Source organism: Variovorax sp. SRS16 (assembly GCF_901827165.1).
Taxonomy (GTDB): Bacteria; Pseudomonadota; Gammaproteobacteria; order Burkholderiales; family Burkholderiaceae_C; genus Variovorax.
Genome location: NZ_LR594666.1, coordinates 2,103,323 through 2,117,251 on the forward strand (window position 1 = coordinate 2,103,323; position 13,929 = coordinate 2,117,251).

Sequence of the window (13,929 nt, forward strand, 5' to 3'; positions counted from 1 at the left end):
TGAGGCTCGATATATCGTGCTACGACATCTTATTTAATTTACATCGCGTCACGATACAACGTCAATGGACTCGCCTTGAGTGAAAACACCTAATGAGCGAACGAATTTGCATGCGCAGGAACCTGATCGAACCGACAGGAGGTGATTCAAGTGCGTGAAGCGGAGTTGCGCCGGCTGGCCGCTTTCCGGGTGGCGTTGCGGCAGTTCGAGTTTTTCAGCGAGCAGGTGTCGGGCGAGCTCGGCCTGACCTCGCAGCAATACCAGGCGCTGCTCGTCACCCTGGGCGACGAGGGCGCCGTGCCGTTCACGCTGAAGGTGCTCGCGCAGAAGCTGAACATCAAGCACAACAGCGCCGTCGGCCTGGTCGACCGCATCGAGCAGCTGGGCCTGGTCGTGCGACGCTCGTGCGAAGACGATCGCCGCAGCGTGCGGGTGGAACTCACCGAGCGCGGCAAGATGGTGCTCAATCAGTTGGCGATCCAGCATCGCCGCGAGTTGCATCGTGTCGCGCCGGAGTTCGGGCGCTATTTCCGCCATTTCGCGCGCACCGTGGACGAGACAGAATGGCGCGAGCCGCCACGCCGCGGCCGCAAGCCGGCCGCCTAGCGGCAGGCGCATCCGCAATCTTTTTTCCAGGAGCCACCATGGCCGAAACCAGACCCGGCGTCGCCGACAAGCGGCGCACCTTCCGGCAACTGCACGACAGCGGCTGCTTCGTCATCCCCAACCCCTGGGACATCGGCAGCGCGCGCTTCCTGCAGGGCATGGGCTTCAAGGCGCTGGCGACCACCAGCTCGGGCTTCGGCTGGTCGCAGGGGCGCGCCGATGGCGCGGCGCCGCGGGACATGGTGCTCGAGCACCTGCGCACGCTCGTCGCCGCGACCGATCTGCCGATGAACGCCGATTTCGAGAGCGGCTTCGCGCACGATCCGGCCGGCGTCGCGCAGAGCGTGCGGCTGGCGGTGGAGACCGGCGTGGCCGGCCTGTCGATCGAGGACGCGACGGGCGACGCGGCCGCGCCGCTCTACGCCATCGACGAGGCCGTCGCACGGATTCGCGCGGCGCGCGGCGCCATCGACAAGGCCGGCGGCGACACGCTGCTGGTCGGGCGCGCCGAGGGCTTCCTGCACGGCCGGCCCGACCTCGACGAGGCGATCGCGCGGCTGCAGGCCTATGCGCAGGCCGGCGCCGACTGCCTCTATGCGCCTGGCATCCGCACGCGAGAGCAGATCGCCGCCGTCGTCGCCGCGGTCGCGCCCAAGCCCTTCAACCTGCTCGTCGGCTGGAGCAGCGATCTGACGATGAAGGACATCGCCGAACTGGGCGTGCGGCGCGTGAGTGTCGGCGGCGCGCTGGCGCGCGCGGCCTGGGGCGGTTTCATTCGCGCGGCCCGGCTCATCGCCGACGAAGGCCGCTTCGACGGTTTTGCCGATGCCGCGCCCGGCGGCGAACTCAACGCCTTCTTCCGCGACGATCTGGCCCGGCGCGAATAGCGCGCCGAAGCGCGGTTCGCCGCGCGGCCCGGCTTCAGTTCGTCGGGTAGGCGCCGATCGGCACGCAGCTGCAGAACAGGTTGCGGTCGCCGTAGACGTTGTCGACGCGGCCGATCGGCGGCCAGTACTTGCCTGCCTTGAGGCTGGCCAGCGGAAAGGCGCCGAGCTCGCGTGAATAGGGCCGCGTCCATTCGCTGCCCAGCAGGCTGGCCGCGGTGTGCGGCGCGTGCTTGAGCGGGTTGTCGTCCTTCGGCCAGACGCCTTCCTCGATGCGGCGAATCTCGCCGCGGATCGCGATCATCGCGTCGATGAAGCGGTCGAGTTCAGCCAGCGGCTCGCTCTCGGTCGGCTCGACCATCAGCGTGCCCGGCACCGGGAAGCTCAGCGTCGGCGCATGGAAGCCGTAGTCGATCAGCCGCTTGGCCACGTCCTCGGCCGTCACGCCGCTGGTGTCCTTGAGCGGGCGCAGGTCGAGGATGCATTCGTGCGCCACGTGGCCGTTGGGGCTCGCATAGAGCGTGGGGTAGTGCTCCTTGAGGCGCGCGCTGATGTAGTTGGCGCTCAGGATCGCGGTCTCGGTCGCGGCCTGCAGGCCGCTCGCGCCCATCATGCGGCAGTACATCCAGCTGATCGGCAGCACGGCTGCGTTGCCCAGCGGCGCCGCTGAAACGGCACCGACGCCGTGCGACGAGATGCCGCCGGTCGCATGCCCGGGCAGATAAGGCACGAGGTCTTCGACCACGCACACCGGGCCCACGCCCGGCCCGCCGCCGCCGTGCGGAATGCAGAAGGTCTTGTGCAGGTTCAGGTGGCTCACGTCGCCGCCGAACTCGCCGGGCGCGGCCACGCCGACCAGCGCGTTCATGTTGGCGCCGTCCACGTAGACGCGGCCGCCGTGCGCATGCACGAGCTCGCAGAGTTCCTTCACGCGTGTCTCGAACACGCCGTGCGTGCTGGGGTAGGTGATCATCACCGCGGCCAGCCTGTCGGCGTGCTTCTCGCAGGCGCGCTGCAGGTCGTCCATGTCGACGTTGCCTTGCGCGTCGCACGCGGTCACGATCACCTGCATGCCGGCCATCTGCGCGCTGGCCGGGTTGGTGCCGTGGGCGGACGAGGGGATCAGGCAGATGTCGCGATGGCTGTCCCCCTGCGCCGCATGGAAGGCCTTGATCGCCAGCAGGCCGGCGTATTCGCCCTGCGAGCCGGCGTTGGGCTGCAGGCTGATGCCTGCGTAGCCGGTCGCCTCGCAGAGCCAGGCGCGCAGCTGGGCGTCGAGCTGCGCATAGCCCTGCAATTGCTCGGCCGGCGCGAAGGGATGGATGTTGGCGAACTCGGGCCAGGTGATCGGGATCATCTCGCTGGTCGCGTTGAGCTTCATCGTGCAGCTGCCGAGCGGGATCATGCTGCGGTCGAGCGCGAGGTCCTTGTCGCTCAGACTGCGGATGTAGCGCAGCATCGCGGTCTCGCTCTTGTGGGTGTTGAACACCGGATGCACGAGGAAGGCGCTGGTGCGGCGCAGGTCTTCGGGAATGCGCGAGGCGACCGCGCCCGCGAGTTCGTCGAAGCGCGGCATCGGCGTGCCCGTCGGCACGAAGAGCGCCCACAGCGTCTCGATGTCGGCGCGCGTGGTGGTCTCGTCGAGCGAGATGCCCAGGTGGTGCTGCAGCCCCTGGCGCAGGTTGATGCTGGCGGCGTGCGCGCGCTCGAGGATCTTCGGCGCGTCGTCGCCGGTCTTGACGGTGAGGGTGTCGAAGGCGCTGCCGTTGACCAGTTCGCGGCCCATCTGCTCGATGCCGGTCGCCAGCACGGCGGTGAGCGCGGCCACGCGCTGCGCGATGCGGCGCAGCCCATCGGGCCCGTGGTAGACCGCATACATGCTGGCCACCACCGCGGGCAGCACCTGTGCCGTGCAGATGTTGGAGGTGGCCTTCTCGCGCCGGATGTGCTGCTCGCGCGTCTGCAGCGCGAGCCGGTAGGCGGGCTGGCCGTGCGTGTCGACGCTCACGCCCACCAGGCGGCCGGGCAGCGAGCGCTTGAACGCGTCGCGGCAGGCCAGGTAGGCCGCATGCGGGCCGCCGTTGCACATCGGCATGCCGAAGCGCTGCGTGGTGCCGCAGACGATGTCGGCATCCCATTCGCCGGGCGGCGCCAGCAGCGTGAGCGCCAGCAGGTCGGCCGCGACGCAGAAGGCGGCCTCGCACTGGTGCGCATGGCCGGCCAGCGGACGCAGGTCATGCACCTGGCCGGTGGTGGCGGGGTACTGCGCCAGCACGCCGAAGAAGGCGCCGCTGGCCATCAGGTGCGGCAGGGTTTCCGACACCGTGCTGACCCGGACCTCGATGCCGAGCGGCACGGCGCGCGTGCGGATCACCTCGATGGTCTGCGGATGGCAGTCGCCCGACACCAGGAACACGTTGCTCTTGCTCTTGACGCTGCGCCGCGCCAGCGTCATCGCCTCGGCCGCCGCGGTGGCCTCGTCGAGCATCGAGGCGTTGGCGATCGCCATGCCCGTGAGGTCGCAGACCATGGTCTGGAAGTTGAGCAGCGCCTCCATGCGGCCCTGCGAGATCTCGGCCTGGTAGGGCGTGTAGGCGGTGTACCAGGCCGGGTTCTCCAGCACGTTGCGCAGGATCACGCCGGGCGTGTGGGTGCCGTAGTAGCCCTGGCCGATGAAGCTGCGCGCCACCTTGTTCCTGACCGCGATGGCCTTGAGCTCGGCCAGCGCGTCGGCCTCCGTCGCCGGCGCCGGCAGACGCATCGGCGCGCGGCGGCGGATGGCCGGCGGCACGATGCCGTCGATCAGTTCGGCGCGCGACTTCGAGCCGATGGCGGACAGCATGGGTGCCTCGTCGGCGGCTTCGATGCCGATGTGGCGGGCGATGAATTCCTCGGCGTTCTCGAGATAGCGCAGCGAGGGTAGGGAGGTCTGGACGGGCGTCGGCATGGAGGGCAGTCGTGCGGTCGGGCAGGGAAGGGTCGAATCAGGCTTCGTCGGCGAATTTCTGATAGGCCGTGGCGTCGAGCAGCGCGTCGAGCTGCGCCGGCTCGCCGAGGCGCACCTTGAAGAACCAGCCGGCGCCGGTCGGGTCGCTGTTGGCCAGCGAAGGGTCGGCGCGCAGCGCCTCGTTGACTTCGGTGATCTCGCCCGACACGGGCATGAACACGTCGGCCGCGGCCTTGACCGACTCGACCACGCCGGCGATCTCGCCCTGCGCGAAGGTCTTGCCGATCGGGGGCAGGTCGACGAAGACCACGTCGCCGAGCGCATCCTGCGCATGCAGCGTGATGCCGACCGTGGCGGTGTTGCCGTCCCCGGGCTGGACCCATTCGTGGTCCTTGGTGTACTTGATGGTCATGAAGGAATCTCCTGGAAAAAATGGGCCGCTTGAATGGAAGGAATCGGGTCGAGGCTCAGCCTCTGAAGTAGTGGGCGGGCACGAAGGGCATGGTGCTGACTTCCATCGGCACCGCCTTGCCGCGCACCATGGCCTGGATGCGTGTGCCGGGTTCGGCGTAGGCGAGCGCCACATAGGCCATCGCGACCGGCCGGTCGACCGTGGGGCCGAGCAGGCCGCTGGTCACGTGGCCGATCGGCTGGCCTTCGAAGGATTCGAGCAGCGTGCCGTCGCGCACCGGCACGCGCTCCAGCGCCACCAGGCCGACGCGCTTGCGCTTGAGCGTGTGGTGGTCGAGGTGGCCGGCCGTGCCGCTGGCGGCGACGAGTTGTGCCAGCACCTTCGCGGCGCCGGGAAAGCCGCCTTCGCGCGCGCCGCCGGCGCGGCGCACCTTCTGCATCGCCCACCCGAGCGAGGCCTCGACCGGCGTGGTCGTCTCGTCGATGTCGTTGCCGTAGAGGCACAGCCCCGCTTCGAGCCGCAGCGAATTGCGTGCGCCCAGGCCGACGGGCTTGACCTCGGCCTGCGCGAGCAGCAGGCGGGCCAGCGCCTCGGCGTCCTGCGCGGCGACCGAGATCTCGAAGCCGTCCTCGCCGGTGTAGCCGCTGCGCGTGACGAAGGCGGCGATGCCGCCGATCTGCACCGCACCGCCGGTCATGAAGACGAAGCGCTCGATCCCGGGCGACAGCCGCGCCAGCGTCGCCGCAGCCTGTGGCCCCTGCAGCGCCAGCAGGGCGTGGTCGGGCAGGGGTTGCACCTGGCAGCGTGCGCCGATCTTCGCGGTGATGTGGGCGATGTCGGCCTTCTTGCAGGCGCCGTTGACGATCACGAAGAGCGAATCCTTGCCTTCGTTGAAGAACATCAGGTCGTCGAGGATGCCGCCGTCGTCGTTCAGCAGCAGGCCGTAGCGCTGCCGGCCGGCCGCCAGGCCGACGACGTCGACCGGCATCAGGGTTTCGAACGCGGCCGCGGCGTCGGGGCCGACCAGCCGGAGCTGGCCCATGTGCGAGATGTCGAACAGGCCGGCGGCACTGCGCGTGTGCTTGTGCTCGGCCATCAGGCCGGCCGGGTACTGCACCGGCATCGAATAGCCGGCGAAGGGCACCATGCGTGCGCCGAGTTCCACGTGCAGGTCGTACAGCGGTGTCTTCTGAGGATCGTCACCGGATGCGGATGAGGAGGCCAAGGCACTCTCCAAAAGGGGCAGTCTCGTTCCATGGCGCGCGCCATGGGCCACCCCTGCTGTCCGCTTTACCTGAGAGATTCGCCCCACGATCGGGGTTTGCTCCTTCGGTGGACGGCCCTGCGCTTGCGCGGCGGGCCGGCTCTCTCCAGCAAGGAAACGCGCGAAAAAGATCGGCGCTTCGTCAGTCCTTTTGCCTGAGCGTTCGGGCCCGTGGATCGGTGGGACCTGCGCCTTCGGCGGCTCCGCGGGGCGGGGCTCTCTCCTGACCCTGGTGAGTGTAAGGGATCGGTGGCGCCCGGCGCCGCCGATCGGTTCAATGCAGGGGCAGGGCGGGCAGCAGCTTGTCGATGCGCTCGCGGATCGATTCGGCGCGCTCGGCGCCGGCGGCCTGCTCGATCGCCTCGAGCATGGCGTTGGCCGTCGCCAGCATCGATTCGCGGTCGCGCGCTGCGCGCAAGGCCTCGCGGAAGCGTTCGGCCAGCAGCGGGTCGCGCCGCACGAACATGCGCTCGCAGAGGTCGAACAGGAACATCCGCGTGGTGGCGAGCGACCGCTTGCCGTCGAAGACATCGGCGGCGACGGCCGCGGCGGGTTCGGGCTGCGGGGGCGGCTGGCGGTGCTGCAGATAGCCGGTGTCCATCAACTGGGCCGCGACCCGGCTGGCCTGCTCGCGGCCGCCGAAGAGCTCGCCGAAGTCGGTCACCGAGCGATGGCCGTTGGCCATCAGCAGCAGGGCGCGCTCACGCTGGCCGAGGGTCCGGCGGCCGGGCTGGAGTTCTTGATGGGCCTTGTCGGTCTTGATGAGGAACATGGGATGCTGGCTTGCGGGCGAGCCTTGCAGCATCGGGGGTGGGTGTGACGGCTTTGTGAATGGGTGATTCGAAGGGTGCGATTTCTGTTGAGGCTGTCGGCCGGGGCGAATTCCCGGCTCCGGCTTCACGTCACGCGCAACGCACAGTTCAAAGGCCCGGTGCCCCCACCCCAACCCTCCCCCAGAGGAGGAGGGAGAAAGACCCGTCACATGCCGACGTAGTTCGGCCCGCCGCCGCCCTCGGGCGTCACCCACACGATGTTCTGCGTCGGATCCTTGATGTCGCAGGTCTTGCAATGCACGCAGTTCTGCGCATTGATCTGCAGGCGCTCCTTGCCGCCTTCATCCGGCACGAACTCGTACACCCCGGCGGGACAGTAGCGGCTCTCGGGGCCGGCGTAGTCGGGCAGGTTGATCCGGGTCGGCACCGTCGCGTCCTTGAGCGTCAGGTGCGCGGGCTGGTTCTCTTCGTGGTTGGTGTTGCTCACGAAGACCGACGACAGCCGGTCGAAGGTGAGCTTGTTGTCCGGTTTCGGGTAGGCGATCTTCTTGCCGGCCGATGCCCGCTTGAGGCGCTGGTGATCGGCCTCGGTGCGGTGAATCGTCCACGGGATGTGGCCACGCAGCACGAACTGCTCGATGCCGGTCATCACCGTGCCGACCGCCAGGCCCTTCTTGAACCACTGCTTGAAGTTGCGTGCCTTGTTGAGTTCGGTGCGCAGCCAGCTCTTCTCGAAGGCCGCGGGGTAGGCCGTGAGTTCGTCGTGCTGCCGGCCGGCCATCACGGCCTCGTAGGCCGCGTCGGCCACCAGCATGCCGGTCTTGATGGCGGCATGGCTGCCCTTGATGCGGCTCGCGTTCAGGTAGCCGGCCTCGCAGCCGACCAGCGCGCCGCCGGGGAACACCGTCTTGGGCAGCGAGAGCAGGCCGCCGGCGGTGATCGCGCGTGCGCCGTAGCTCAGGCGCTTGGGCGCCTTGAGGCCCTTGTCCTGGCCTTCGAAATACCAGCGGATGTTGGGATGCGTCTTGAAGCGCTGGAACTCCTCGAAGGGGCTCATGTAGGGGTTCTGGTAGTCGAGCCCGACCACGTAGCCGATGATCAGCTGGTTGTTCTCGGCGTGGTAGACGAAGGAGCCGCCATAGGTGTCCGACGGCAGCGGCCAGCCCGCGGTGTGGATGGCCAGGCCCGGCTCGTGGCGCGCGGGATCGATCTCCCACAGCTCCTTGATGCCGATGCCGTAGCTCTGCGGATCCTTGCCCTCGTCCAGCTTGTACTTCGCGATCAGCTGGCGCCCGAGATGGCCGCGCGCGCCCTCGGCGAACACGGTGTACTTGGCATGCAGTTCCATGCCGAGCTGGAGGTTGTCGGTCGGCTCGCCGTCCTTGCCGATGCCCAGATTGCCGGTGGCGACGCCGCGCACCTTGCCGTCGTCGGTGTAGAGCACCTCGGCCGCCGGAAAGCCCGGGAAGATCTCGACGCCGAGCGCCTCGGCCTGCTGCGCCAGCCAGCGCACCACATTGCCGAGGCTGACGATGTAGTTGCCTTCGTTGTGGAAGTTGTGCGGCAGCATGAAGTTGGGCGTGCGCGTCGCGCCCTTCTCGCTGAGCATGAGGAAGGTGTCCCGGGTGACGGGCTGGTTGAGCGGCGCGCCGAGTTCTTCCCAATCGGGCAGCAGTTCGAACAGCGCGCGTGGATCCATGATGGCGCCGGAGAGGATGTGCGCGCCGGGCTCCGAGCCCTTCTCGAGCACGACGACCGAGATCTCCTTGCCGTGGGATGCGGCCAGTTGCTTCAGGTGGATCGCGGTCGAGAGGCCGGCGGGGCCGGCACCGACCACGACCACGTCGTATTCCATGGCTTCCCTCGGGCCGAACTTGGCAAGTATTTCGTCGTGCGTCATCTGGGTCTCGTCGATAATGTTTTTGGGGGTGCGAGGCACCGCGTCGGGCCGAATCATTTTATGCGGCGCTCGCGCGTGTTCCGGGCCGCCCCGCCGGCGACTCCAGCAGGGACATCTTTCATGGCTTACAGCATCGATCTTTCCGGCCGCGTGGCCTTCATCACCGGCGCGTCGAGCGGTCTCGGCGCGCAGTTCGCCAAGACGCTGGCGCGCGCCGGCGCGGCGGTGGTGCTGGCCAGCCGCCGCATCGAGAAACTCAAGGAGCTGCGCGCCCGCATCGAGGGCGAGGGCGGCGACGCGCACGTGGTCGAGCTCGACGTGACGGACCAGGGCAGCATCAAGGCCGCCGTCGCGCGCGCCGAAACCGAGGTCGGCCCGATCGACATCCTGATCAACAACTCGGGCGTGAGCACCACGCAGCGCCTGCAGGACGTGACGCCCGACGACTACGACTTCATCTTCGACGCCAACGTCAAGGGCTCCTTCTTCGTGGCGCAGGAGATCGGCAAGCGAATGCTCGCGCGCGCCAAGGGCGCGGCGCCCGGCACCTACATCGGTGGGCGCATCATCAACATCGCCTCGGTGGCAGCGCTCAAGGTGATGCCGCAGATCGGCGTCTACTGCATGAGCAAGGCCGCGGTCGTGCAGATGACGAAGGCGATGGCGCTCGAGTGGGGCCGCTTCGGCATCAACGTGAACGCGCTGTGCCCGGGCTACATCGCGACCGAGATCAACGAGGAGCACTGGGTCACCGACGGCGGCGTCAAGCTCGTCAACATGCTGCCGCGCAAGCGCGTGGGCAAACCGGATGATCTCGATGGGCTGATCGTGCTGCTGGCCAGCGCGCAAAGTCATTTCGTCAACGGCGCGGTGATCGCGGCCGACGACGGCTTCGCCCTTTGACGCCACGCGCGGCCGGCGGCATCGCGGCCGGCCTGGCTGCGGGCGCGCTGTGGGGCCTGGTGTTCGTGGCACCGCGCATGGTGGGCAACTTCGGCATGGTGGACATCACGGCGGCGCGCTTCGTGGTCTTCGGCGCGGCCGCGGCGCTCGCGCTCGGATCGCGGCCGGCCGGCGTGCGCTGGCCGCGTGTGCGGCAGGGTGTCGCGGCGCTCGGGCTCAGCGTGCTGGGCTTCACGGGCTATTACCTGCTGCTGGCCTTCTCGATCGCGGCCGCGGGCACGGCGGTGCCGAGCCTGATCATCGGCACGATCCCCGTCTGGATGATGCTGCTCGGGCGACCCGCGGGCCTGCGCATGCAGGCCTTGCTGCCGGGGCTGCTGCTCACGGCCGCAGGCATTGCGCTGATGGTCGCCGGTGCGTGGCCAGGAGAGGGCGCCGGCGGCATTCACTTCACATGGGGCCTGGGACTGGCGCTGCTCGCGATGGCGAGCTGGACCGCCTTCGGCCTGCTCAACGCCGCCTGGCTGCAGCGCCATCCCGACGTCCACGCCGCCGACTGGGCCAACTGGCTCGGCATCGCGACCGGGCTCGGCGCACTGCTGTTGTGGCTGGCGGTCGGATCGGACATCGGCACCCTGCGGGCGCAGCCCGACGTCGCGCTGTTCGCCGTGATCGCACTGGCCGGCGGCATCGGTTCGACCTGGCTCGCGACCGTGCTGTGGAACGTCGCGAGCCAGCGCCTTTCCGCCAGCCTGTGCGGGCAGCTGATCGTGAGCGAGACGCTGTTCGCCTTGCTCTATTCCTTCCTGTGGGACGGGCGCTGGCCGCGCGCGGGCGAGATGGCCGCCGCGCTGCTGTTCGTCCTTGGCATCCTCGCATCCATCCGAGCACACCGATGAGAATCCTGGTCCCCGAAAAAAGAAACTGATCTACGAGATGTCCATTCCCATCCGCTGGGGCGACATGGACGCGATGGGCCATCTCAACAACGCCAGCTATTTCCGCTACCTCGAGACGGCGCGCATCGACTGGATGCAATCGATCGGCTTCGCGCCCGACCCCGGCGGCGAGGGCATGGTGATCATCAATGCCTTCTGCAACTTCTATCAGCAGATCGAATACCCGGGCACGGTGCTGCTGCGCATGTACGCGAGCGACCCGGCCCGCACCACCTTCGAGACCTGGGGCACGCTGGCGCGTGACGACGCGCCCGACGTGATCTGCGCGGAAGGCGGCGCGACCACCATCTGGCTGGACTTTCCGAAGAAGAAGGCGATGCCGCTGCCCGACTGGCTGCGCGCGATGGTCACGCCCTGAGCTTGTCAGGCGCGGGCCAGCACGATGCGGGCTTCGAAACCGCTGGTCGCGCCGGGCGGCGGCGACGACAGCACGAGCTGCGCGCCGTGCTTCTCGACGATGGTCGCGACGATCGACAGGCCGAGTCCGTAGCCGGTGCGGTCGGATCCGTGGCGCGCATGGCGTTGCCTGAGCGTGCCCAGCCGTTGCGCGTCGACGCCGGGGCCGAAGTCGCGCACCGCGAGCGTGCAGGGCGCCATCACCTCGATCACCACGCGGCTGCCGCCGCTGTAGCGCAGGGCGTTCTCGACCAGGTTGCGCAGCGCGATGGCGAGCGCGTCGACGTCGCCGAGCGCGATCGGCGCCTCGGTGTCCGGCACCTTCAACGCGAGCTGCGCACGCGTGCGGGCATGCTGCCAGAACTCCTGCGCCACGGTGCCTGCGAGCTGGACCAGGTCGATCCTCGCGCGCGCGAGCGAGGCGCCGGACTCGGCCCGCGACAGCTGGAGCAGCTTCTCGCTGCGGTGGCTCAGCATCTGCAGCGCGTCGAGCGCGGCCTGGACATCCTCGCGACGCAGCTCGTGCTCGAACGCGGTCTCGAGCCGCAGGCGCGCGGCGGCCAGCGGCGTGCGCAGTTCGTGCGCGGCATTGGCCGCCAGTGCGCGTTCGACGTCGAGCGCCTGCGACAGGCGTTCGAGCAGCCGGTTGACGTGATCGCCGACCGTGCGCAGTTCGCGCGGCAGTCCCGGCAGCCCGATCGGCCGCAGGTCGGTGCCGCTGCGCTTCTCGATCTCCTCGGCCAGCCGCTGCAGCACGCGCAGCTCGGTGCGCGCCACGTTGCGCAGCACGAGCGCGAGCAGCGGCAGCACGGCACCGAGCGGGATGATGAGCCCGAGCAGCGTGCGGTTGAGGGCGCGGCGCCGATCGCGCAGCGGATCGGCGACCTGCAGGAAGAGGTCGAGCGTGGGATGGCGCACCGTGTAGATGCGCCAGGGCGCGGCGTTGGCGAAACCCGGCGCCAGCGGCACGTCGAAGGCTTCCTGCGGCGCCTCGGTGGAGCGCAGCAGCACGCGCTCGTGCGTGTCGACCACCTGGTACATCACCGCGGCGTCCGAGAACAGCTGCGGCGGCGCGATCAGCGTGCCGTGGGTCGTGCCCTGCTCGCGCTGGAGCGTGTGGAGTTCCTGCACCGCCATCTCGAACATGCGATGCGAGACTTCCACCAGCTCGTTGTCGAAGTTGTGGTTGATCTCGCGGTCCACGTACCAGACCACGCCGAGCACGCACAGCATCCAGACGCCGCCGACCCAGACGATCAGCGTGCGCGTCAGGCGGCCGGCGAGCGAATCGCGCCGGTCGGGGTCGGCGCCGGCCGGCGGCAGCCGCTTCATTCGTCCTCGTCCGGGGAGAAGGACAGCCGATAGCCGAGGCCGCGCAGGGTCTGGATGTGGCTGCGCCCGAGCTTGCGCCGCAGTCGACTGACGAACACCTCGAGCGTGTTGCTGTCGGCCTCGTCGCCGAAACCGTAAAGCGCGTCGGCCAGGTTGTCGCGCGTGTGGATGCGCTCCGGGCGCGTGGCCATCACGCGCAGCAGCGCCCATTCCTTCTGGGTCAGCGTGACCGGCACGCCGTCCTTGCGCACCAGGTCGCGCGCCAGGTCGATCTCCAGGGTGCCCAGCTGCAGCACGGGCGAATGGCTGGCGCTGCGGCGGCGCTCGACCGCGCGCAGCCGTGCCAGCAGTTCGGCCGGGTCGTAGGGCTTGATGAGGTAGTCGTCGGCGCCGGCATCGAGTCCGCGGATGCGGTCGGTGACCTGGTCGCGCGCCGTCAGCACGATCACGATCGGGCGGTCGCGCAGGACTCGCACGTGCGGCAGCAGCGACAGGCCGTCGCCGTCGCCCAGGTGCAGGTCGAGCAGCACCGCCGCGTATTGCACGGCCACCAGCGCGGCACGGGCCTGCGCCAGGCCGGGGGCGACGTCGACGACGAAGGCCTTGGCCACGAGATAGCTGCACACGGCATCCGCCAACGCGGTATCGTCTTCGACCAGCAGTATGCGCACGTCGCCATCCTTTCAAAGACAGCAAGTCTAGTGCGGCTTCAGACTTCGTTAAGAATGCGGACGTAGCCTCCGGCCGCTATTCCCTCGGTCCGCCTCGGCCGTTACTCCAACCGGCGCCGCTTGCGGCTTGCCCCATCCATGGCCCGTTCCGCTGCCTACCGACCGCTCGTCCTGACCCTCGTTGCCCTGGCCTTGCTGATCGCCTGGGACTCGACATCCCTCGATCTGGTGCTCGCGCGCCTGTTCGCGACGCCCGCCGGTTTCCCCTGGCGCGACGAATGGTTCCTGGGCAAGGTGATGCACGAGGGCGCCAAGTCGCTGAGCTGGGTGCTGGTCATCGGCCTGTTCGTCTGCATCCGCTGGCCGGTCGGCATCCTGCGGCGGCTCTCGGTGCGCGAACGCGCGCAGCTCGCGGTGACGACCGTGGTTTCGGTGCTGGTGATCTCGCTGATCAAGCACAGCAGCGCCACCAGCTGCCCGTGGGATCTGCAGGCCTTCGGCGGCACGGCGCGGTACGTGTCGCACTGGTCCTGGGGCGTCAAGGACGGCGGCGGCGGCAAGTGCTTCCCGGCCGGCCATGCCTCTGCGGCCTTTGCCTACCTCGGCGGTTATTTCGCGTTCCGGCGCAGCGCGCCCGGTGTGGCGCGCGTGTGGCTGGGCGTGGCGCTGGCGGCCGGGCTGATCCTGGGGCTCAGCCAGCAGCTTCGCGGCGCGCACTACATGAGCCATACACTCTGGACTGCCTGGATATGCTGGGCGGTCGCATTGATCATCGACGCGCTGGTGCGTCGGATGCCGCGCCCGCGCGGCGAAGCGCTGCCGGTCCCGCCGGCGATGCCACCCGCGCGACCGAATCTGAATGGCTCCTGATACCTCATTCAG

General features: G+C 69.0%; 13 protein-coding genes and 2 riboswitches. Of the genes, 6 read left to right on the forward strand and 7 right to left on the reverse strand.

Annotated features, from left to right (window positions below; all coding sequences use genetic code 11):
* Window positions 1–165 precede the first annotated feature (165 nt).
* The gene (locus E5P2_RS10220; RefSeq protein WP_197908482.1) at window positions 166–606 is read left to right on the forward strand and encodes a MarR family transcriptional regulator; all 441 of its coding nucleotides are present in this window, start codon (window positions 166–168) and stop codon (window positions 604–606) included.
* A 38-nt stretch (window positions 607–644) separates the two neighbouring features.
* The gene (locus E5P2_RS10225; protein ID WP_162566977.1) at window positions 645–1,493 is read left to right on the forward strand and encodes an isocitrate lyase/PEP mutase family protein; all 849 of its coding nucleotides are present in this window, start codon (window positions 645–647) and stop codon (window positions 1,491–1,493) included.
* 34 nt (window positions 1,494–1,527) lie between these two features.
* On the opposite strand, the gene gcvP is transcribed toward E5P2_RS10225, so the two are convergent.
* The 5 genes from gcvP to E5P2_RS10250 form a co-directional block, all read right to left on the reverse strand.
* Window positions 1,528–4,437 carry an aminomethyl-transferring glycine dehydrogenase gene (gene gcvP, locus E5P2_RS10230; protein WP_162566978.1) on the reverse strand — a complete coding sequence of 970 codons (2,910 nt, stop codon included), beginning with the start codon at window positions 4,435–4,437 and terminating at the stop codon, window positions 1,528–1,530.
* 37 nt (window positions 4,438–4,474) lie between these two features.
* Window positions 4,475–4,849 (reverse strand): glycine cleavage system protein GcvH, encoded by a 375-nt coding sequence (gene gcvH / locus E5P2_RS10235; protein ID WP_162566979.1) that lies wholly within the window; start codon window positions 4,847–4,849, stop codon window positions 4,475–4,477.
* 55 nt (window positions 4,850–4,904) lie between these two features.
* Window positions 4,905–6,074, reverse strand: a complete 1,170-nt coding sequence (gcvT, locus tag E5P2_RS10240) for a glycine cleavage system aminomethyltransferase GcvT (RefSeq protein ID WP_162566980.1) — start codon at window positions 6,072–6,074, stop codon at window positions 4,905–4,907.
* Between the two features lie 46 nt (window positions 6,075–6,120).
* Window positions 6,121–6,233, reverse strand: a riboswitch (glycine riboswitch).
* Between the two features lie 17 nt (window positions 6,234–6,250).
* Window positions 6,251–6,349, reverse strand: a riboswitch (glycine riboswitch).
* Between the two features lie 38 nt (window positions 6,350–6,387).
* On the reverse strand, window positions 6,388–6,885 hold the full coding sequence (locus E5P2_RS10245; protein ID WP_174262654.1) for a hypothetical protein: 498 nt from the start codon (window positions 6,883–6,885) through the stop codon (window positions 6,388–6,390).
* Between the two features lie 206 nt (window positions 6,886–7,091).
* Window positions 7,092–8,786, reverse strand: coding sequence for an electron transfer flavoprotein-ubiquinone oxidoreductase (locus tag E5P2_RS10250; RefSeq protein WP_162566982.1), 1,695 nt, complete (start codon window positions 8,784–8,786; stop codon window positions 7,092–7,094).
* A gap of 120 nt (window positions 8,787–8,906) precedes the next feature.
* Here E5P2_RS10250 and E5P2_RS10255 point away from each other — a divergent pair, with 120 nt between their 5' ends.
* From E5P2_RS10255 to E5P2_RS10265, 3 genes are all read left to right on the forward strand, one after another.
* On the forward strand, window positions 8,907–9,689 hold the full coding sequence (locus E5P2_RS10255; protein ID WP_162566983.1) for an SDR family oxidoreductase: 783 nt from the start codon (window positions 8,907–8,909) through the stop codon (window positions 9,687–9,689).
* Between the two features lie 77 nt (window positions 9,690–9,766).
* Complete coding sequence (locus E5P2_RS10260; protein ID WP_162570432.1) at window positions 9,767–10,588, forward strand: DMT family transporter; 822 nt, start codon at window positions 9,767–9,769, stop codon at window positions 10,586–10,588.
* Window positions 10,589–10,625: 37 nt separating this feature from the next.
* Window positions 10,626–11,006, forward strand: coding sequence for an acyl-CoA thioesterase (locus E5P2_RS10265; RefSeq protein ID WP_162566984.1), 381 nt, complete (start codon window positions 10,626–10,628; stop codon window positions 11,004–11,006).
* Window positions 11,007–11,011: 5 nt separating this feature from the next.
* On the opposite strand, the gene E5P2_RS10270 is transcribed toward E5P2_RS10265, so the two are convergent.
* Entirely contained in the window at window positions 11,012–12,376 is a 1,365-nt protein-coding gene (locus E5P2_RS10270) for an ATP-binding protein (RefSeq protein WP_162566985.1), read from the reverse strand.
* Window positions 12,373–13,047, reverse strand: a complete 675-nt coding sequence (locus E5P2_RS10275) for a winged helix-turn-helix domain-containing protein (RefSeq protein ID WP_162566986.1) — start codon at window positions 13,045–13,047, stop codon at window positions 12,373–12,375. Before E5P2_RS10275 ends, E5P2_RS10270 begins: the two co-directional genes overlap by 4 nt.
* Before the next feature lie 138 nt (window positions 13,048–13,185).
* Here E5P2_RS10275 and E5P2_RS10280 point away from each other — a divergent pair, with 138 nt between their 5' ends.
* Window positions 13,186–13,917, forward strand: coding sequence for a phosphatase PAP2 family protein (locus E5P2_RS10280; protein WP_162566987.1), 732 nt, complete (start codon window positions 13,186–13,188; stop codon window positions 13,915–13,917).
* The last annotated feature ends 12 nt before the right edge of the window (window positions 13,918–13,929 follow it).